Annotated in this window: 15 protein-coding genes, 1 tRNA gene and 7 pseudogenes; 12 read left to right on the top strand and 11 right to left on the bottom strand. The window is 55.0% G+C overall.

From position 1 onward, the window contains the following. Positions 1 to 118: 118 nt before the first annotated feature. From LG376_RS11505 to LG376_RS11495, 3 genes are read right to left on the bottom strand one after another with little or no spacing between them, the layout of a single operon-like run. Entirely contained in the window at positions 119 to 706 is a 588-nt protein-coding gene (locus LG376_RS11505) for a hypothetical protein (protein ID WP_049379131.1), read from the bottom strand. A 35-nt stretch (positions 707 to 741) separates the two neighbouring features. Continuing rightward, on the bottom strand, positions 742 to 933 hold the full coding sequence (locus LG376_RS11500; protein ID WP_225747203.1) for a hypothetical protein: 192 nt from the start codon (positions 931 to 933) through the stop codon (positions 742 to 744). Next, complete coding sequence (locus LG376_RS11495) at positions 911 to 1,273, bottom strand: hypothetical protein (RefSeq protein WP_225747202.1); 363 nt, start codon at positions 1,271 to 1,273, stop codon at positions 911 to 913. The genes LG376_RS11500 and LG376_RS11495 overlap by 23 nt, the downstream gene beginning before the upstream one ends. Before the next feature lie 98 nt (positions 1,274 to 1,371). On the opposite strand from LG376_RS11495, the gene LG376_RS11490 reads away from it, so the two are divergent. The 4 genes from LG376_RS11490 (at position 1,372) to LG376_RS11475 (ending at position 3,582) form a co-directional block, all read left to right on the top strand. Further along, entirely contained in the window at positions 1,372 to 1,932 is a 561-nt protein-coding gene (locus tag LG376_RS11490; RefSeq protein WP_198492792.1) for a septum formation initiator family protein, read from the top strand. 8 nt (positions 1,933 to 1,940) lie between these two features. After that, positions 1,941 to 2,489, top strand: a complete 549-nt coding sequence (locus tag LG376_RS11485) for a DUF501 domain-containing protein (RefSeq protein WP_225747201.1) — start codon at positions 1,941 to 1,943, stop codon at positions 2,487 to 2,489. 10 nt (positions 2,490 to 2,499) lie between these two features. After that, positions 2,500 to 3,465: a Ppx/GppA phosphatase family protein gene (locus LG376_RS11480; protein ID WP_225747200.1), complete on the top strand. Its 966-nt coding sequence runs from the start codon at positions 2,500 to 2,502 to the stop codon at positions 3,463 to 3,465. A gap of 40 nt (positions 3,466 to 3,505) precedes the next feature. Further along, positions 3,506 to 3,582 (top strand) — tRNA-Leu (locus LG376_RS11475). Positions 3,583 to 3,732: 150 nt separating this feature from the next. Here the strand turns inward: LG376_RS11475 and LG376_RS11470 are convergent. Beyond that, a pseudogene (locus LG376_RS11470) lies at positions 3,733 to 4,185 on the bottom strand (IS256 family transposase); the annotation flags it as partial. A gap of 56 nt (positions 4,186 to 4,241) precedes the next feature. On the opposite strand from LG376_RS11470, the gene LG376_RS11465 reads away from it, so the two are divergent. Then, positions 4,242 to 5,458 (top strand): IS3 family transposase gene (locus LG376_RS11465; protein WP_101679514.1). Its coding sequence is split into 2 segments (ribosomal slippage): positions 4,242 to 4,503 and positions 4,503 to 5,458, totalling 1,218 coding nucleotides; the frame shifts between segments, so codons are not numbered across the junction. A 260-nt stretch (positions 5,459 to 5,718) separates the two neighbouring features. On the opposite strand, the gene LG376_RS11460 is transcribed toward LG376_RS11465, so the two are convergent. Both LG376_RS11460 and LG376_RS11455 read right to left on the bottom strand, forming a co-directional pair. Then, a complete protein-coding gene (locus LG376_RS11460) occupies positions 5,719 to 6,963 on the bottom strand; it encodes an IS256 family transposase (RefSeq protein WP_049377104.1) in 1,245 nt (414 codons plus the stop codon). Between the two features lie 100 nt (positions 6,964 to 7,063). Further along, positions 7,064 to 7,684 (bottom strand): annotated as a pseudogene (locus LG376_RS11455) (transposase); the annotation flags it as partial. Between the two features lie 417 nt (positions 7,685 to 8,101). On the opposite strand from LG376_RS11455, the gene LG376_RS12710 reads away from it, so the two are divergent. Beyond that, positions 8,102 to 8,317: a transposase gene (locus LG376_RS12710; RefSeq protein ID WP_370633390.1), complete on the top strand. Its 216-nt coding sequence runs from the start codon at positions 8,102 to 8,104 to the stop codon at positions 8,315 to 8,317. A gap of 7 nt (positions 8,318 to 8,324) precedes the next feature. Continuing rightward, positions 8,325 to 9,115, top strand: a pseudogene (locus LG376_RS11450) (IS3 family transposase); the annotation flags it as partial. Here the strand turns inward: LG376_RS11450 and LG376_RS11445 are convergent. Further along, a protein-coding gene (locus LG376_RS11445; RefSeq protein WP_225747199.1) for an IS3 family transposase occupies positions 9,108 to 10,333 on the bottom strand; the annotation gives its coding sequence in 2 pieces (ribosomal slippage) (positions 9,108 to 10,054 and positions 10,054 to 10,333; 1,227 coding nt in all). The pseudogene LG376_RS11450 and the gene LG376_RS11445 sit on opposite strands and share 8 nt — an antisense overlap. A gap of 39 nt (positions 10,334 to 10,372) precedes the next feature. On the opposite strand from LG376_RS11445, the pseudogene LG376_RS11440 reads away from it, so the two are divergent. Continuing rightward, positions 10,373 to 10,603 (top strand): annotated as a pseudogene (locus LG376_RS11440) (integrase core domain-containing protein); the annotation flags it as partial. Between the two features lie 23 nt (positions 10,604 to 10,626). Here LG376_RS11440 and LG376_RS11435 read toward each other — a convergent pair. The 3 genes and pseudogenes from LG376_RS11435 to LG376_RS11425 all read right to left on the bottom strand — a co-directional run. Then, positions 10,627 to 10,950: pseudogene (locus tag LG376_RS11435) on the bottom strand (integrase core domain-containing protein); the annotation flags it as partial. 49 nt (positions 10,951 to 10,999) lie between these two features. Further along, on the bottom strand, positions 11,000 to 12,229 hold the full coding sequence (locus tag LG376_RS11430; RefSeq protein WP_225747198.1) for an IS110 family transposase: 1,230 nt from the start codon (positions 12,227 to 12,229) through the stop codon (positions 11,000 to 11,002). 309 nt (positions 12,230 to 12,538) lie between these two features. Further along, complete coding sequence (locus LG376_RS11425; RefSeq protein WP_005326230.1) at positions 12,539 to 13,882, bottom strand: IS256 family transposase; 1,344 nt, start codon at positions 13,880 to 13,882, stop codon at positions 12,539 to 12,541. Positions 13,883 to 13,997: 115 nt separating this feature from the next. Here LG376_RS11425 and LG376_RS11420 point away from each other — a divergent pair. Further along, a pseudogene (locus LG376_RS11420) lies at positions 13,998 to 15,191 on the top strand (IS3 family transposase). A gap of 25 nt (positions 15,192 to 15,216) precedes the next feature. On the opposite strand, the pseudogene LG376_RS11415 reads toward LG376_RS11420, so the two are convergent. Continuing rightward, positions 15,217 to 15,948, bottom strand: a pseudogene (locus LG376_RS11415) (DDE-type integrase/transposase/recombinase); the annotation flags it as partial. Between the two features lie 378 nt (positions 15,949 to 16,326). On the opposite strand from LG376_RS11415, the gene LG376_RS11410 reads away from it, so the two are divergent. The 3 genes from LG376_RS11410 to LG376_RS11400 all read left to right on the top strand — a co-directional run bounded on the left by LG376_RS11410 (position 16,327) and on the right by LG376_RS11400 (position 20,039). Beyond that, complete coding sequence (locus tag LG376_RS11410; protein ID WP_049378448.1) at positions 16,327 to 17,097, top strand: Bax inhibitor-1/YccA family protein; 771 nt, start codon at positions 16,327 to 16,329, stop codon at positions 17,095 to 17,097. Positions 17,098 to 17,569: 472 nt separating this feature from the next. Continuing rightward, positions 17,570 to 18,172, top strand: a complete 603-nt coding sequence (locus LG376_RS12705; protein WP_225747396.1) for a DUF3558 family protein — start codon at positions 17,570 to 17,572, stop codon at positions 18,170 to 18,172. Between the two features lie 19 nt (positions 18,173 to 18,191). After that, positions 18,192 to 20,039: a hypothetical protein gene (locus LG376_RS11400; protein WP_225747197.1), complete on the top strand. Its 1,848-nt coding sequence runs from the start codon at positions 18,192 to 18,194 to the stop codon at positions 20,037 to 20,039. The last annotated feature ends 7 nt before the right edge of the window (positions 20,040 to 20,046 follow it).

The following is a 20,046-nucleotide window of genomic DNA, read 5'->3' as shown; positions in this document are numbered from 1 at the left end:
GAAAGTTCCCCCTCTGGAATAAATCGCACACCCAATCGAATTTCTGCCCTCAGTATAAGCCGCCTTGCTGGCTTGCGCAAGGCTTGAAGCGAAAAATTGTGCGAAATTTAGGAGGGGTCTAGTAGCTGAAAATTTTGTCAGCCACTGCCTCGAGTTCCTTATCATCATATTTGTCACCGCAGGTGGCGAGGGAACCCACTCCAGCCATGTACATGGTAAATAGCTTGTCAGGGAGGGGAGAGGCCGCTGACATTTCAAGCTTTTCGTAGACGGGAGCGTATTTCCTGTCAAACTCTTCTAAATCGGGAACGAGCTCCTCAAATCCGCTGTCGCCATGGGCTAGCAAATACTTAGCATCGTCTAGAATCTGATCATTCTCGCAGGCAACAGCTCCAGCCTTCTTCAGGGTCGTGGCGTTGACCTCGTAGCTGGTGGGGCCGTCATCGGTATCGGAAGCGCCCGCGCCGAACACGTCCAGGTAAAAGTCCGGGATCGTGCCGTGTTCTTTTATGTGGTAAATGAAGCCGCTTTTGGTATTGAGGTCGTGGTTTCTGCTGGTGGTAGTGGTAGGAGCTTCGCTGCTGGTAGTGCTTTTGCTAGTGGGGGACTCCGCTTCGGTGGCGACTTCTTCTTTGTGGTCGCTCGAGCTGCACCCAGCAAGTAGGGCGCCTACGGCGGCTAGGAGGAGGAGACGCTTGAGTGGCATTACTATTCCTTAGGCAGGGAATATGGTTCGAAGCTCTAGCTGGAATGGATCGTCTCAGCGACCTTTTCCAGTTCCTCATCGCTGAATTCATCACCGCAAGACATCACGGCGCCGAGTGAGGTCATCGCTGCAGCCATGATTTTGTCAGAGTCCGGTGCGTCATCAGGGATGTCTAGCGCTTCAAAAACATCACGATATTTGTCATCAGAGCCGTCGACCGATGACATAACTGCTTCCCCCAAATTTGTCGGTGTTTCCTCGGAAATATTCCTTCGAGATATCGAGCAATTCATCATTCTTGCAGGCAGCTTCGCCGGCCTTCTTGACAGAGTCTGCGTTGGTTTCAAAGCTTTCGGGCTGATCGTCTCCCTCGAGCTGGTCAGCATCATGGTTGATGTAATCATCCGGCAGGATCTTATACTCCTTGAGGTAGTCGGCCATGCCGTCTTTAGCGTTTAGGTCGTAGCCGTCACCGTAGACGGGGTATTCGCCGTCTTGGGCGGAGGGGTTGCAGCTGGCGAGGAATAAGGTTGCGGTGAGAACGGGCAGGAGGCGTTTGAGGGACATGAAAGTTCCTCCCTGGGCGGGAGAATTTCTTTTAGTGTATCCAAATTGCGCGTGCCACGTCCCTGTTACAGAAGTGACGGCGCTAGGATTAGAGGCCTATGGCACGCGAAAAGAAGACGCAGCGAAACCGGAGCCGTACTAGGGTTCCGGTAGCCTCGCGTGCTGCGGATATCCGTAAAGCTCAGCGTGCACAGCTGAAGCAGAAACAGAAGCCGGACCGGATGAGTATTGCCGGAGTAGGCGTAATCGTAGCTATAGTGCTCGTTGTTTTGTTTGCTATCGCCATTCCGCTGCGCAATTACTACCACGGCCGATCCGAAATTGCTCGCCTCAATGAGTCAATCGCCGCCAAGCAGGATGAGAAAGCTGCCTTGCTGGAGAAGATTGATAAATATAAGTCCGATGAGTACATCAAGCAGGAGGCGCGGCGCCGATTCGGGGTTGTCGATGAGGGTGAGACCGCCTACCGCATCATTGACCCGCAGATTAAGCCGGATGACCAGCTGACTACAGATGGTCAGAAGGAAGAAGATTCCCGCGAATGGTACGAAGTTCTGTGGGATTCTGTAGCCGAGCCGCCTGAGGAAGAAGCTCCGTCCGAGCAGGTAAATCATCTTCCGATTGAGCCGGCGCCGGAAGAGAATCCAGATGTGCGATAATTGTCCGCATGACCGTCACTGATGCAGATATCGCTGTAGTAACTGAGCAATTGGGCCGCACTCCACGCGGGGTCCTAGAGGTTTCTTATCGCACGCCGGATGGACAGCCCGCGGTAATTAAGACGGCGCCCAAGCTTGCCGACGGCACCCCATTCCCCACCCTCTACTACCTCACTGACCCACGGCTTACGGCCGAAGCCTCACGCTTGGAGGTTGCTCATGTTATGAAGTGGATGGAAACCCGCTTGGGTGAGGACGAGGAATTGGCTGCCGACTATCAACGTGCCCACGAATACTTTTTGGCCAAGCGCAATGACATCGAAGACCTTGGCACCGATTTCTCCGGTGGCGGCATGCCCGACCGGGTGAAGTGTCTGCATGTGCTCATCGCGTACGCGCTTGCTGAAGGCCCACAGCATTTCCGTTTGGGAACTGAGGCGGTGGCGATGGCCGCCGACCACGGCAAGCTTCGAGGCTCTGCTATCCCGCGGGATTGGCCCAGCGTAGAGGATCTGGGGATTGACTTGGCCCAGTTCGATTTCTCTAACGCGGAATAGGAGGGCTGCTATGACTCGCGTTGCTGCGATTGATTGCGGTACCAATTCGATTCGCTTGCTCATCTCTGAAATTCAGGATGACGGCAAGGTCCGCGATATTACCCGCACCATGGAAATCATCCGCCTGGGAGAGGGAGTCGATGCCACTGGCGAAATTGCCCCTGCAGCTCTAGACCGCGCCCGCGTGGCCTTGGAAGGCTACGTACGCCAGATGAAGTTTGAGAAGGTCACCCGCGTGCGGATGGTTGCTACCTCCGCTACTCGCGATGCCAAGAACCAACAGGAATTCTTCGACATGACTGCTGAGCTGCTCGGCCAAATTCAGCCTGGCGCACAGGCCGAGGTCGTCTCGGGCGAGGAAGAGGCTCTGTTGTCCTTTAATGGCGCCGTGGCCGATGTGGAGCCAGACCGGGGGCCATTCTGTGTTATCGATTTGGGCGGCGGTTCGACCGAGTTCGTCGTAGGCACCGCAGATGGCGATATCTTGGGCACTCACTCGGCCCGCATGGGGTGCGTCAGGCTAACCGAGCGCATTATGCGTTCCGATCCGCCTACCGAGTCGGAGATTGAGATCGCTTCCGAGTACGTCGGCGAGCGCACGGCGGAAGTAGAGAAGATAGTACCTATTTCTAAGGCCCGTACCATCGTCGGCTGCGCAGGCACTTTTACCACTCTTTCTGCATTGGCTCAGGGACTTGAGCGCTACGACGCCGATGCCATTCACGGGTCTGAGCTCCGCTTCGATGCCCTGCGCGTGCTTTTGCAGCAGCTTATTAGCCTGCCTTCCGACGTCCGCGCCCTCAACCCCGTCATTCACCCCGGCCGTGCCGATGTCATCGGCGGTGGGGCCGTAGCCGTCGAAGGCATCATGCAGCTCATCGAGCGAAATTGCGATGCGCGCAGCTTTTTCATCAGTGAAAAGGACATTCTCGATGGCATTATCGCTGGTCTGGCTGCGGAGGGTACCCCTCGTTAACTCCCGCAGGGTGAGGTGTCCTAAAATATTCCTTGCCCTTGCCCCCATAGCCCAATCGGCAGAGGCAGTCGACTTAAAATCGATTCAGTGTGGGTTCGAGTCCCACTGGGGGCACCATTGTGAAGTCTCGAGACATCGTTCCTATTTCGATGTTTCGAGACTTTCTTCGTTTTGGGGGTTCGTTTTCTAGATTTCGCCGAGTTGGTTGCGGGTTAAGTAGCAGAATGTGTGTCCGTTCGGCGTGTTGCGGGGCGGGTACACGGTTAGTTACTTCATGGGGCCTTTTCTGATTCCTATCGAGTGTTCGTACTCGGTTGGGATAGCGTTGTCGTAGAAGGCTGGTCGGCCTGTTTCTTGGTCGGCTTTGTTGTGGTCTTCTTCGGCAAGATCGTTGACTTTGGCGAGTTGATCTTGGCCATAATTGCACTGCCTGGCGATATTTAGCGGATCGTCAGGCAGTTGCTTTTTGGTGTGGAGGTACCACTCAAGCATTTTTCGTTGACGTTCCCCAGACCTGCCTCGGTGCGCATCGGCGATGCGTTTGAGCTGGGCGTTTATGCCGCCTTCAAGACTGTTTGTCGTTGAAGCCCAGCGGTTAGGATCAAGCGCATTCGGTGGTGGCTTAAGGTAGGTAAACAGCCAATTGTTGCGCGAGAGGTGCAGCAGTGAGTTGTAGGCTTTGCGTACCCGTAGATGAGTCCATTCCCACTGGTTATTGAGGTTACCCTCGTTTAGTGGACACCCTATTTGTGCGGATCTTGTGTCCGTAGGAGAGGATGTTCATTGTGAGTCAACAGCGCAAGAAGTACACGCCGGAGTACCGGCGTGAAGCCGCGAACCTTGTAATCGAGTCAGAGCGCCCGATCGCTCATGTGGCTAAGGAGATTGGCGTCTCCGCCGGGCTTTTAGGCCGGTGGGTCAAACTCGAGCGTGAACGCCGAGGGGCCTCGGATGGGATGAGTGAGGCTGATCTTCGTGCTGAGAATGCTCGTCTGCGCCGTGAGTTGGCGGAAGCCAAGATGGATAATGAGTTCTTGTCAAAAGCGACAGCCTTCTTCGCCGCGAAGCAACGCGAGCAGAAAAGTTCGAATTGATGCAGCAGGAGAAGGCAAACTACAGCATCAAACGCATGGCACGGCTATTAAAAGTGTCTCGGTCTGGATACTACAAATGGGCTGATACGCAGCAGAAGCGACTATCTGGCGAAAATGATCGTGCTGCATTTTACGATGGCGTTGACCGAAAGATTCATCAGATTTGGAAAGACTCCGATGAGGTTTATGGTGCTCCGCGGATCACCGCAGAACTTACCGAGCGCTACCAGATCACCCTGAATCGCAAGACTGTGGCTAAGCGGATGCGCATGATGGGCATTGAAGGGATTTCACCGCGTGCCTTTGTCCCGGTGACAACGATTCAATCCAAGCGTAAGTCAGCTCTTCCTGACCTGGTCAAGCGCATGTTTGATACTGGTGAGCTCAACCGAGTGTGGATGTCGGATATTACCTACCTACGCACCAGCGAGGGATGGTTGTACTTGTGTGCGGTCCGCGACGGCCATTCCCGCAGGGTGCTGGGATGGGCAATGGATAGCGTTCAAGATACATGCCTGGTCGAACGGGCCCTGCGGATGGCACATACACTGCGCGGGGACGTTCCTAATGGGCTGGTGTTCCACGCTGACCGCGGAACGCAATTTACCAGCGAGAAGCTCTGGGAAGTCTGCCATAACCTGGGCATTGCTCAGTCTGTGGGGCGTACTGGTGTGTGCTTTGATAACGCGATGGCTGAGTCGTTCTGGTCGACGCTTAAAACCGAGTTCTACGACCGCAAGCGTTGGCCAACCCGTGATGCCGCGCGCAAGGCCGTTGCCTACTGGATGGAAGTCGTTTACAACCGTCGGCGCCGGCACTCTGCACTAGGGATGGTCAGCCCCGTCGACTTCGAAAACCACATTGGTCTAACCACCAGTAGAAAAGAAATAGCTGCCTAAGCACTAGGTAGCCCCACTACGTGTCCACGATTTGCGGGCAACCCCATTATTGGGTGTTCGGCGTTCTTTTGGCACGGGTGTTTTCTCGTTGAGGAATGCTTTGAATACCTGACCGAAGTCGTGCAGGCGTAGCGTCCACTCCCGTGCCTGGTCGAGCGTGGTGGGTCAAGTCCTGGGTAGTGGTGTATCTGTTTTCGAATCTGGGGTTAGTTTCATGGCGGTGGGTTAGGGGCCATCTCGGGGATAAGGGGTGAGGGGATTCACGCGGCGATCTCCTGGTTGTTGTCGCGGTCCTCGTCGATGACCCCAGCGGCGATGATCTCTTTGGTCTGTGCCAGGCTGGTCAGTGACATATAACGCTTCTGTTGGATCCAGTCATCGTGCTGTTCGGCCAAAACCGCCCCAACAAGGCGCACAACAGCGTCTCGGTTTGGGAAGATTCCTACGACATCGGTACGCCGGCGGATCTCCCTATTGAGCCGTTCAGTGGGGTTATTCGACCAGATTTTGGTCCACACCGCTCTCGGCGCAGCGGTAAACGCCAACAGCTCGTCGAGACACTCCTCGAGGTAGGTGGCAACGTGAGGGAATTTCTGCTGGCAGAATTCAATAACCTCACGAGCTTGGGCCCACACACTAGCGGCATCGGGTTGCTGAAAGATTGTGTGAAACATCGCTGACAGAGTCGGCCATTGGGTTTTGGGAACCTGGGCCGAGAGGTTCTTCGCGAAGTGCGTTCGACACCGCTGCCAACTAGCCTGCGGCAGGCAGTCACCCACGGCTGCTTGAATACCAAGATGGGCATCACTAGTAACGAGGAATACCCCGGTCAGGCCACGGGCGATGAGGTCCCGAAAGAACCCGGTCCACGACGCGGTAGATTCCGCGGTGGCAACCTGCATGCCCAAAAGCTCTCGGTAGCCGTCAGCGTTGACACCTGTGGCCAGCAACACGCTGGTCTTTACGACACGTCCTCCTTCCCGCACCTTCATTGTCAGCGCGTCGCAGGAGACAAAGTGGTAGGGGCCTTGGTCAAGCCGGCGGGTGCGGAAGTCATCGACCATGTCATCGAGTTCTTTGGCCATCTGGCTGACCTGAGACTTCGACAAGTTGTTGATCCCAAGGGTGGCCACCAGGTCGTTCATCCTGCGAGTGGAGACTCCTTTCAGGTAACAGGTGGCGATGACTGTGGTCAGGGCACGCTCGGTGCGGCTGCGGCGCTCTAGCAGCCAGTCAGGGAAAAATGCGCCGGTGCGTAGCTTCGGGATTGCCACATCAATGCTGCCGACTCGGGTATCAAGTTGGCGATGACGGTAGCCATTACGTGTGTTGGTGCGCTCGGCTGACACGGTGGCGTAATCAGCCCCGCAGACGGTGTCTGCTTGGGCGGAAAGAATCTGGTTGATGAAGTCAGTGAGCATTTGGCGCATCAAATCTGGGGACGCTTGAGTCAGTAGCTCTTCGAGATACGCGGTCGGATCGATATGATGAGGGTCAGCGGCCATCGCAGGGTACTTCCTTTCGAGGATAGGTAAGAGTTGATTCGAAAGGTACCCGCGATGGTCGCCTTCATGCACACCGGCACAAGACTTACCGCGGGCTACAGATACACCACGTTAGGGGACGCAACCGCGTGGTGACACGGGTTAGTTTCAGCGCCAGTGCGTAGATGGTTTTGCCAGCGTCGGTGCGCGGCCGTGAGGTGGTGTAGCGGCGGATGACGCGTTGTGCGTGGACGAGACAACGCTGAATCATCACGTTTGGCCAGCAGGCTTTAATCGCGGTGAGTGCGCCTTGTCCGCCGTCGAGGACGACGCAGAGTGGCTCGGCGATTTTGCGAAGTAGCTGCGTGTATGCGTGGGCTGTTTCGTGTTTGGTCCAGTGCCACGCAATGACGTGGTCGCGGCTGGCTGCCACAAGTAGGCAGCCAGCCGCGGTGTAGGTGCCGTCGATGAAGATCTGATCGTAGACGCGCTGCGGGGCACCGTCGTTGGGGACGTCGATGAGCCAAAACGGTTCGAATCGGCGATCAAGTGTCCAACGACTCACCCTTTGTTGCCCGGCGAGTTCAGACAACGTCGCTGTGGAGGTGACATAAGAGACGAAGGCTTTAAAGTTGCGGGCCTGCGTGAGATCGGTGCGAGTTCGTGTCGTGGAGCTGCCGCAGTTCGGGTCTTTGCACCGCCACCTGGTTGTGCCTTTGGATGTGGTTCCGTTTTTCTTCATTTGCCCAGCACATACCGGGCATCGTGGTCTGTTTTTACTCACCCGGAAAGCACACCAACCCCCGGCTAGCACATGCGGGTGCCATTCCGATGGATTGAACACGAAACGGGCGGATATAAGCATAAAGACCTTATATCCGCCCGATTTACCCAGCCTGAGCAGCAAGATCGCTGTAACTCAGACACACTTTTTGCTACTTAACCCTTGGTTGCGGTGGTATTTTTTGGTTTTGTCTAGGTGGTATCGGCCCCAGATTTCGCCTGTGTGGGGGTTAACGGCGGTGATGTCGTTGTTGATGCAGATGAGCATGATTTCTTTGGTGCGGTGTTTTCTTCCGACGTAGAGGGACCTGGCCCCCGTTAGGTAGACACCTGATATCCAGCCCGGTTGGGTTGGGAAGAAAGGTAATCTACCACCATGCCTAGGTACTCCGAACAGTTCAAACGTGATGCTGTGGCCCTCTACGAAAACAATGAGGACCTCTCACTTCACACGGCTTCAGCAGAGCTAGGAATCAATCGTTCTTCACTTTATTCCTGGCTTAAGCAGTACGGCACCGGCAAACGTGCCCACTCGAAAAACATGCGTGATAAAGCTCAGGCGACGACTGATTCTGAGCGGATCCGCCAGTGAGACAAACGAAAACGCAAAGCTGCGTGAAGAACGCGACATCCTGCGCAAGGCCGCGAAATATTTTGCCGAAGAGACACGCTGGTAATCCGCTTCCAGTTTGTCTATGACCACCGAACCGAATACTCGGTTAAGCGGATGTGCCACGTGTTAAAGCTCAATCGCTCCTCGTTCTACAAATGGGTGCAAACCCGCGAAAAACGCAGGTTAAAGATGTGTTCCGATGCCCTTATTGGTGCAAAAATCAAGACCACTTTTGATGATGAGCACGGGCTTTATGGTGCTAAACGCATCGCTGCGAGCCTCAACAGTGATACGGATTTCGGCCCGATCAATCACAAGAAGGTCGCACGCATCATGAAATCCATGGGGCTTAAAGGCTTTACCAAGCGCCGCCGATGTGTCACTACCAGGCGTAAGCCTGGTCACCGCGTCATGCCAGATTTAGTGGGCCGCAAATTCACCGCTGACAGGCCAAACCACGTCTATGTTGGCGACATTACGTACCTGCCGTGTAAGGGTGGCAAAAACATGTACCTTGCCACGGTCATCGACGTCTACTCTCGCAAACTTGTCGGTCATGCACTAGCCGATCACATGCGGGTATCGCTGGTTATCGAAGCTTTGTCTCATGCCAGAAAGGTCCGCGGAAGCCTTAAAGGGGCAATTTTCCATTCCGATCACGGCAGTGTGTACACCTCACAGGCATTTAGGGACCACTGCGCTCAGCTTGGTGTGCGCCAATCCATGGGAGCAGTGGGAATGAAGCGTCCTGGGTTTAGTTCCGCTTCTTTTACGGCCCTGTGTTGATGGGCTGGGTGAGATAGTACTCGGTTTCTACTTCCTGTGGGGTGGCGTAGTCCAATGCTTCGTGAAGTCGCTTAGTGTTCCACCAATGCACCCACCGCAAGGTGGCCAGTTCGACTTCTCCGACCGACGTCCACGGGCCCTGGGCATGAATCAGTTCCGCCTTGTAGAGACCGTTGACTGTTTCGGCTAGTGCATTGTCGTAAGAATCGCCGATTGTTCCCACACTCGGGCGGATTCCTGACTCAGCTAGCGCGGTGGAATACTTCAGTGACACGTACTGGCTGCCCCGATCGCTGTGGTGAATTAGTTGGTTTCCATGGATTCGTCCTGCAGTCGTTAACGCATGTTCCAATGCCTCCATGGGCAGCGCATCGGTGCGCATTGTCGAGCGTGTAGCAACACCAACAATTTTTCGGCTGAAGACATCCACGACAAACGCGGTGTAGGCGAATCCTGACAGGGTGCGAACGTAGGTAATGTCGGCAACCCAAAGCCTGCCTGGTGCCTGCGCACGGAAGTTTCGGCGCACTAGGTCCGGGCGATGATCCGGTGTCTTCGGGCTTACCGTTGTTATTGGGGTTCGCCCACGTCTGAGGCCAGAAACACCTGCAAGTTTCATCAGACGTGCGGTCTTGTCGCGACCAATATGAAAGCCTTCGCGGTTCATCGCGTGCCACATTTTGCGGATGCCGTAGACCGAGAAATTCTCCGCATGCACACGCTGTATCTCTGGGATGAGAAGGCTATCGCTTAAGGCTCTTGCGCTGGGAACACGTGTGGTGGCTTTGCGGTAGCCGCGTGAAGTAATGAATCCACGATCTGCTTGTTTAAGGACTCGGCAGATGGCCTCGACCCCAAATTGATCTTTGTACGCGTCGATGTAGGAGATCATTTGGTCGTGGGTCGGTCGAGTTCCGCTGCGAAAAAAGCCGAAGCAGTTTTAAGAATCCCGTTTGCTCGTTTCAGTTCGCGGTTTTCGCGGCGCAGACGCCTGAGTTCTTCTTCCATTGTTTCGCCGCCTGAAGCGTCAGAATTATCGCGTACTGAGGCGCTGTCACGGTACCAGGCCCGCAACGTGTGGTGAGATACTCCAAGCAGCTCACCGACCTCCGTGTAGGCGCGTTGCAGTGAGCAAGACTCCAGGCGGACCATTTCGATGATCTGATGGACCGCCTTCTCCTTGAACTCGACGGAATACTTTCTAGGCATAGTTCAATCCTTCCTTAGCTGAGGTAGGAACTAAACCCAGGACGCTTCAGAACGAGTGCCGATAATGCCCTAGCAGAATCCTTTAACGCCACCTTAAAGCGTGAAGTACTGCGTGATAGGAAACTCTTTGAAAGTCCAATCAGCTGCCGCCAGGAAGTCTTCCGATGGTGCATGCGCTACAACACGCGCAGACGGCACTCCTGGTGCAACCTTCTAGCCCCCGATGACTTCGAAGCGCTTAATTCAGCTACACTGACCCAAGCAGCATAGCTAACCCCCGACGTGTCTACTTTCCGGGGGCCAGGCCCGAGTTTGCGCATCATGCCGGCCCAGCGGAGGGTTACTTTTCCGTCGTTGTCGACTTTGTCTCGGCGTAGGCGGTTGTCGGTGCCGATGGGGATATCGAGTGGCTGGGCTTTGGGCAGTCGGTTGTAGGCCTGAACTGGCGTTTGTCTGTTGAGTGCTCGGTGGGGTCGGTGGTTGTTGTAGTAGTCGATGATGTCATCGAGTTGTTGGTTTAGCTCGGCGATGTTGTGGGCAAATGGCCTTGTGTGCAGGGCTTTTTGGAGTGTTTGGTGGAAGCGCTCGACTTTTCCTTGGGTTTGGGGATGGTATGGAGTTGGACCTGGCCCCCGTTAGGTAGGAGCGTGATGCTCCTATGTTGTGTCAAGCTGATTTGAGAAGTTCTTCATAAGCCAACCTCAACTCCGGCAAAGGGCGCTTGCCGGTTTCGATATCACTGATTCTCGCCGGGGCACACCCGAGTTTTTCAGCAACCTGGGCTTGCGATAACTGCCTCTCGATCCGTCGAGCTTTGAGTTCATCAACCTCTACCTGGCCCGTTGGAAGAACGGCCTGACCCAAGCACAACACCCGGTAGACCTCCCTGACAATGGCGCGTTTCAGACACCGTAAGATCTCCTTTTTCGACAATCCTTCCTTGGTGCGTTTGGCTACGTAGTCCCTGGTGCGTTGGTCATGATGCATCCGCACCAACGCGATCCGATGCAACGCAGAATTCGCCCGACGATCACCACCCCGGTTGAGACGGTGCCGATGAGTCCGTCCAGAACTAGCCGGAATCGGTGCGGCCCCGCACAGATGAGCTAATGCTGCCTCGGAGTGAATCCGGCCTGGATTATCCCCCACACTGACAATCAGATCAGCAGCCACCACGGAACCACACCCAAATATCGAGGTCACATGCGGATTGATCATCTCAACCAGGATACTGATGTGTTTTTCCAGCTGCGTACCCTGTTTCTGTAAATCACGATAGGTGGTGGCTAATGTCTTCAACGCGAGGAGCACCCCATTTCTGGGGTCGGCCAGGTCAGCTGATGGTCGGCACCGGGACAAGGCCTCCACCATGACCAATGTGGACATCGCACTATAGCGGCGTCGAATCTCATCGGGTGCTGTGACCAGCAACGATTTGATCGTTGTCATCAGTTTCGCTGCTGTCATCACGAGCTGACGGCGGGTGATCTGCAACCCACGGAGGGATTCCACTGGCCCGGAAGTGTCTTTCGGGATGCTTAAGGCTTCCCCGGTGAGCACCTGGCGGGGGGGAGCGACAGCATCAACGGGGTCTGATTGGCCGGCCCGGCGTCGAACGGCCCGGGTAGGGCGTAAGACTTCTACGACTGAGTATTTCTGGGTGCGAAGGTGGCGTGTCAGGCCTGCTCCATAGGAGCTGGTTCCTTCCACACCGACGGTGGTGACACCGTAGGTTGCCATGAACTCTGAAATCGCCACGTAGCCAGGGTTGGTGGCGGGGAAGGTGTCGGTGGCGATGTGCCGGCCGGTGTCCGAAATAACGGCAACAGTGTGGGTATCGGTGTGGGTGTCGATTCCGGCAACGGGGCCGGTGGGGCAGTCGAAAGTGGTAGACATTGGGGATCAGGTCCTGTCTGTGAGCAAACGTGCGGGTGACCCGCGATCCGGGGTTTCCGGGCAGACAAGACGCTGATGGGACGACTACACTAGACACCTGCCGGGGTGGTCACGGTGGAGACGTCACGCTCCTATAAGGTCATGGGCGGATTCACCAGATTGCGGTACAGGGTCGGAACTAACATGGAAGACAGATCACGCTGAAGGCACATGAGGAGATCATGGCCAGTCAAGAAGTGGGTCATTCCACGTGGTTCCGATCCTGTATTCCCATTATCAGCGTCAAGTTGTTTGTGTGTGGGGTTAGGTTTATAGGTATTTGTCGAAGCGGTCGGGGTAGGCCACGGCCATTTGGTTGATGGCTTGTTTCCAGCCGGAAACTCGGGCTCCTTCCATGAGTCTGCCGGCTGTCGCTGAGACTCGTTTGCCCTGCTTCGCTCTCTTTGCAGCTCGTTTGTCTTCGATATTGCAGATCATCAGCCACAGCGTCTTGAGCGCTGATTCATCGTTGGTGAACTGTACCCTGTTGCGGGTAGCTTTACGCAGTTCATTGTTGAATGATTCAATCGAGTTCGTCGTATAGATTACTTTTCTGGCCGCTGGTGGGAACTGCAGAAACGGTACGAAACGCGCCCAAGCATCTCGCCAGACCTTGACTGAGCGTGGATACTTTTCTCCCAATTCAGAGGCTTCAAATTCGTCTAAGGCAGCCTTAGCTGTGGTTTCATCCGTGGCGGTGTAAATCTTTTTCAACGCGGCTGATACGCCCCGGCGATCCCCGTAGGCTACCCACCGGTTAGCGGCACGAATCAGGTGCACGATACAGGTTTGCACCATAGAGTTCGGCCACGTTGCCTCAACTGCTTCAGGCAGACCTTTAAGCCCGTCACAGCAGACGATAAAGACGTCCTTGACCCCACGATTGGAAAGATTGGCACATACCTGCGCCCAAAATGAAGCGCCTTCTTCTTTGGCAATCCACAATCCCAAAATGTGCTTGATACCGTCGAGATCCACGCCGATAGCCATGTACGCGGACTTATTGACCACTCGGCCGCCATCGCGGACTTTAATGCGCAGCGCATCCAGGAAAATGACCGGGTAGAACTCGTCTAGCTGGCGGTTTTGCCAGACCATGACCTCATCGAGGACGGCATCGGTAACCGCGGAAATCGTCTCATGGGAAATATCAACACGCATCGCCGTTGCCATATGGTGCTGGATGTCCCTAATTGTCATCCCACCGGCGTACAAGCTGACTATCATGTCATCGACATCAGTCAAGCGCCTAGAACCTTTAGGAACCATAGTCGGCAAGAATGTTCCAGCCCGATCGCGTGGGACATCAACGGTGACTGGCCCGTAGTTAGAATCCACGGTCTTTGGATATGACCCGTTGCGGTGATTGTCTGTTCCAGCAGCAGCTTTAGCGCTCCTGTCGCCAGACTCGTAGCCCAGGTGGGCATCCATTTCAGCGTTGAGTCCCCTGGTAATCGAGGCTTGCAACATGCCGCGAACCAGGTCATTGGCATCCGTTGTGGATGTGCCTAGGTCATCAATCAGCTTCGCGATTTCAGGGTTAGCAAGCAGCTTCTTTTCAATCGCATCAATCTTGGCCTTATCAGCCGGATCTCGTCGTGCCACAGTAGTCATTCTGGTCCATCTCCTCATGCGGGTTAGGTACCCACACACAAACCATCAGACACTCTCTTAGGTAGACACCTGATATCCAGCCCGGTTGGGTTGGGAAGAAAGGTAATCTACCACCATGCCTAGGTACTCCGAACAGTTCAAACGTGATGCTGTGGCCCTCTACGAAAACAATGAGGACCTCTCACTTCACACGGCTTCAGCAGAGCTAGGAATCAATCGTTCTTCACTTTATTCCTGGCTTAAGCAGTACGGCACCGGCAAACGTGCCCACTCGAAAAACATGCGTGATAAAGCTCAGGCGACGACTGATTCTGAGCGGATCCGCCAGTGAGACAAACGAAAACGCAAAGCTGCGTGAAGAACGCGACATCCTGCGCAAGGCCGCGAAATATTTTGCCGAAGAGACACGCTGGTAATCCGCTTCCAGTTTGTCTATGACCACCGAACCGAATACTCGGTTAAGCGGATGTGCCACGTGTTAAAGCTCAATCGCTCCTCGTTCTACAAATGGGTGCAAACCCGCGAAAAACGCAGGTTAAAGATGTGTTCCGATGCCCTTATTGGTGCAAAAATCAAGACCACTTTTGATGATGAGCACGGGCTTTATGGTGCTAAACGCATCGCTGCGAGCCTCAACAGTGATACGGATTTCGGCCCGATCAATCACAAGAAGGTCGCACGCATCATGAAATCCATGGGGCTTAAAGGCTTTACCAAGCGCCGCCGATGTGTCACTACCAGGCGTAAGCCTGGTCACCGCGTCATGCCAGATTTAGTGGGCCGCAAATTCACCGCTGACAGGCCAAACCACGTCTATGTTGGCGACATTACGTACCTGCCGTGTAAGGGTGGCAAAAACATGTACCTTGCCACGGTCATCGACGTCTACTCTCGCAAACTTGTCGGTCATGCACTAGCCGATCACATGCGGGTATCGCTGGTTATCGAAGCTTTGTCTCATGCCAGAAAGGTCCGCGGAAGCCTTAAAGGGGCAATTTTCCATTCCGATCACGGCAGTGTGTACACCTCACAGGCATTTAGGGACCACTGCGCTCAGCTTGGTGTGCGCCAATCCATGGGAGCAGTGGGAACGAGTGCCGATAATGCCCTAGCAGAATCCTTTAACGCCACCTTAAAGCGTGAAGTACTGCGTGATAGGAAACTCTTTGAAAGTCCAATCAGCTGCCGCCAGGAAGTCTTCCGATGGTGCATGCGCTACAACACGCGCAGACGGCACTCCTGGTGCAACCTTCTAGCCCCCGATGACTTCGAAGCGCTTAATTCAGCTACACTGACCCAAGCAGCATAGCTAACCCCCGACGTGTCTACTTTCCGGGGGCCAGGCCCGTTCCATTCTTTTGGTGGATGCCCATTTGGAGCAGTAGCTGTTCGAAGCCGTTGCGAGTGTCGGCTTTTCTGTAGAGCTTTGTGGTGAACACGCTGCCGTTGTCGGTGAGGGTGGATTTGGGAAATCCATGTTTGTTTCCTGCGGATATGAAGGTGTCGATGACGTTGGTGCCGGTTTCGTGCTCGACGGCTTTGCAAGCGATGACATAGCGTGAGTGGTCGTCGATGATGGTCAGGATGGCTACGCGTTGGTTGTTGTTGAGGTACCAGTGGCTGTAGTCGAGTTGCCAGGTTTCGTTCGGTTGGTCTGCTTGGAATCGTTTCCAGGAACTGCGTGGCCTTTTGTGAGGTTGTTCGATGACCCAGCCGTGGCGTTTGAGTATGCGGTGGATAGTCGATGCTGCTGGTAGTGGGGTTATTTTTTGTTGTTGAAGGTGCCAGCGGATGGTGTGGGCGCCGTTGTCTTGGCCGGTGTTTTCCAGGTGTTGTCGGATATCGAGGATTGCTTTGACCGTGCTCTCTGGCACTTGTCTGGGGTTGGAGTGTGGGCGCCGGGAGCGTGGTTCGAGTGCTTGGTAGCCGCCTTTGCGATAGCGGTGGATAAGTTCGCGGATCCAGCGGGTGCTGACGCTAAAGAGTGCGGCGGCATCTTTATGGCTCATGCCGGTTGCGAGGATGGTTTCGACGATGACTTTGTTGGAAGTGTGTTTCTTGCCCATGCTCTATTTTGAGCGGAAGTATGTCTCGCTACATCCTGGGTTGGTGCGTGTGGCCTCATTTTCCCTGTTGGGGTGGTTGTGCGGGAACAGTGGAACGATGTTGTGGCACATCAGGGCCTTGTGGGGCGGAATGATGTCGTGAGACAGAGCGGAACGATGTCATGGAACCAGACACCACTGGGGGCACCATGAGGAGTCTCGAGACGTCTTTCTTGGAAGCGTCTCGAGACTTTTTGCGTCAGCATCTCTCCACAGCATCTATGCGGAAGCTTCACACAAAACTTCTAGCTAAATGGTAAGAATGTGGAACTTTATGGGATGGTGTTTCGTTGAATGGGGTGAGATAGCTAATTTGCACCTCTCTTAGAAAGGACAACCGTGCGTTCAAGCAATCCGGTAATGAGTTCTCTGACCGAAAATAGTAGCCGCCAAAATCCTGGTTATGCGGACGCATCTACTCGTCCCATGACCGTGGATGATGTAGTGACCAAGACAGGCATTACCCTCGGCGTCATCATTGTCGCCGCAGCCATCAACTTCGCCTTGGGAATGCTAGTGAGCCCAGGTATCGCCATGGCCTTGACTCTGGTCGGTGGTATCGGTGGCTTCATTACCGTGCTCGTTGCCTCTTTTGGTAAGAAGTGGGGTTCTGCTGCAGTCACCCTGATTTATGCCGTATTTGAAGGCCTATTTGTCGGCGGCTTCTCCCTGATGTTCGCCAATGTCAATTTCCAGGGCGAGGGCGGCATGGCCATCATTGGTCAAGCGATTGTCGGCACCATCGGTGTCTTTATCGGCATGCTGATTGTGTATAAGACTGGCGCAGTGAAGGTGACCCCGAAGTTCACCAAGATCCTTTTCGGCTTGATCGCTGGCATCGCTGTCATGGCGCTTGTTAACTTCTTGGGCGCGATTTTCTTTGATTTCAACCCGTTGCGCGATGGTGGTCCGATTGCCATCATCTTCTCGCTGGTCTGCATCGTTCTTGGTGCCCTGTCCTTCCTGACCGACTTTGATCAGGCTGACCGCATGATCCGCGCTGGTGCTCCCGCTAAGAACGCGTGGGGCGTTGCTCTGGGCCTCGCTGTGACCCTGGTCTGGCTCTACACTGAAATTCTCCGTTTGCTGAGCTATTTCCAGCGAGACTAACTGACTCTTTTGTACTGGCCCGCACTTCGGTGCGGGCCTTTTTGTTGCCGAAAATTCGCTTACAAACGTGTAATTTCTGGGGTAGTGCTGGGGGATAAAGTGAGGGTTTAACCTTCATTTGGTCTACCAAACCACTCCAAGAGATGATACTGCTCATGAGCAGGAAATTTCGCCTTTTGGATGTGATGGGTGTGGCATATGGGACAAATAATTTTGTTAAATTGCCGTTAACCTTTGCGGTTGCGTAGAAAAATCTGGGTGCCTCATGCATGCTGTGTACCGGAACGGGAAATATGAAGTGAAAAGTTCTCTGTTTCACTTTTCCTGTTCCTCTCGTCAGGAAGTGAGTGCGCGAAGGATTGTTGTGAAGCGTCAGGTCACCGTAGCAATGTTGATGGTCAGCAGCACCGTTATGCTGAGCAGCTGCGTTGCAGACATCGGTACGAGGAGCGCGTCGGAGGAACCCACCAAGGTGGACGAGTCTGGCGGCATTAGTTCGACCGACGGTGCAGGGGGAGCCAACGGGGACCCGGGGGATGACGCGGAAGGCAATCAGGGGGAAACGGCACACACTAATGGTGGGAAGAATGCGGACGGCGCCGGCCAACCGGGGGAGGCCGGCGCCACGGGGTCGGGAGACACTTCCGGCGTCCTACCGCCACTGGGGGAATTCGATCCGGCTCAGCCAGGGTTCCAAGTATTCGATCCTTGTACAGAGATTTCGGAAGACCAACTGCAAGATCTTGGACTGGAGCGTTATGGTAACCCAGACATTATAGAGTCAGGTCAAAAGGGGTGTAGCTACAAAAGTGTTTCCGAAGAGACAATTCTTTCTATTAGTTCGACATTCAAGCCATTTGACAGTTCAAATGTAAGGCCAGACTTGGTGGTCAAATCCACCGACAGCGAATTAGAAGGAGTTCTAATTCAGCGAGGGGAGATTTTCCCGGAAATGGCTTGCACCGCAACGATTTCAACTGTGCGAGGTGTGGTAACAGTCTCGGCGAATAGCTTTGGTGACACCAAAAGTAGTGCCTGCGAAAAGGCGAGCAGATTGACCAAAGACCTAATTTAAATGATTATCGGGGGATTAAATGAAAATTAACGTTGCTAATGTAGGAAGAAATATAAACCAAATTGAGCGCATGAACCAGAACATTGCCCGGAACAATATGGCTGCCGTAAGCCCGCTTACAGGTAGCTTCTCTCCGGTGACTGGCATTGATCATGTTGGCGCAGTTCACGAGCGAGTTTTGAGTTTGGATCCGGGATCAGCCCGAAACTCCATTTCGAGCTTTGTAAAACAGCTGGAGTGGCTTTCTGATTCTTTGGGGCGGGAGGCCCGAGGGTTTCAGGCGCAAGAGGACGCGAATAGTCGGGGAATGGAGATCGCGGATGCAGGTGGGGATATCGGTATTGAGGCGATGCCGATTATGAACCAGCCGGAGCCGGGGTACAGCCCATTTGGGTTTTCCATGCCGGTGGTGAATGTCGGTACGGACATTGTGAAGCTGGCTACGGACCTGATGTCGACGCAGATTTGGAATGTGTCGGAGGCGAATGCACGGTGGAGCGCGTTGGCGTCGGAAGTCGACGATATCGTTAGCGGGTTGCAAGAAGCAGCTGGGTCTTTGGAAGGCGAGAACGACAGCGAAGCCACGTCGAGGGCGGCGGCCAAGATTAGGGAAGTGGCGGCGTCGGGAAGCCACTTTGTAGCAAATGCCAAGGTCATGGGGGAGAAACTGACTGGATTCCACGCCAAGCTGATGGGCATGCAGCCGACTGCGATGGCCATGGCGATGGAAGTGATGGCCATTCCAGAACCGGTCGAGCGCGAAATTGCGGAAAAGGCCGCATTGGCCGCATTGCAACCTGACCTGCAGCGCTTCGCGGTAGAAGCAATGCCGTACCAGCACGCTCTGATGGAACAATCGCCGGCGTCGGGAGGCGGCGGTGTCGACTCCGGCCTCGCTGGAGTTGATGGTGATGGGCAGCGCTACACCACCGATGCCGTGGTGTGGCCAAAGAAGATTGCGGAAGCGATTGCGCGAGGTGATTTGGGGCCGGGGAACTTTGACGTCGTCAATGGCAATGTAAACGGGCTGGAAGCGGTGGGGATGAGCCCACAGGAAATTAATGATTTTCACCAGCAGATGCATACTAGCGGCAGGAATGCGCTGGAAAGGCTTGGTCTGGGAGACCAAGTAGCCATCGGTGGGAATGAAGTGTCCACCCAAGGGGCGTCCGTGCCGAGTGTCGCTTCGCCGAACGGGGCGATGGGGCAGGTTCCTAGTGGTATAGCGCATCCGGTCGCCGCAGGAGCACATGGAGGCGCGCTTAATAACAGCGGTGCGATGGCGCCGGTAGCTACAGCGCAATCCGCCAATTCTGGGATGGCGCCGATGATGGCAGCCGGACGGCCCGGGGATGCGGGCCGCGGCGTACGCATCGGTCAGTCGCTACGAGGCGGAATTGGATCCGCTGCAGGAAATGTAAGTGGCAGCGCCGATGTGGCGCGCGCCGGAAGAGGAGCGCAGTCGGGCCTGCACCTTGGACGCGGAGCCGGAGCGCCCTACGCTGGTGTCGGTGCAGGCATGCGCGCTGGCCATAGCAATGCACTCGGCGGCGGTTCGAGCATGCGCGCTGGTCTTGGCAGTGGTGCAGGAAACGGTGCTGGTGCGGGCATGCGGCCCGGCGTAGGCGGCAGTGAAAGTGCCGCGGCAGCGCGCGGTGGCAATGCAGGCCGCTCAACCGGAGGGGCGCGAGCCTATGGTCCAATGATGGGGATGCGCGGAGGCAAAGACAGTGAGAAAAAGCGCGTAAAGTCCGTCACCACGCAGGTCGAAAGAGACCCGAATAAGCGCGACCTCTTGGGGGAGCCGCCCGCTGTCGTGCCCGGTGTCATCGGGGATTGGGTGCGGGAAGTGAACCCAGAAAAATAGCATGAAA

Origin of the sequence: Corynebacterium sp. Marseille-P4611, assembly GCF_916618765.1 — a bacterium.
Taxonomy (GTDB): Bacteria; Actinomycetota; Actinomycetes; order Mycobacteriales; family Mycobacteriaceae; genus Corynebacterium; species Corynebacterium marquesiae.
This window is presented reverse-complemented; position numbering and strand designations above follow the sequence as displayed.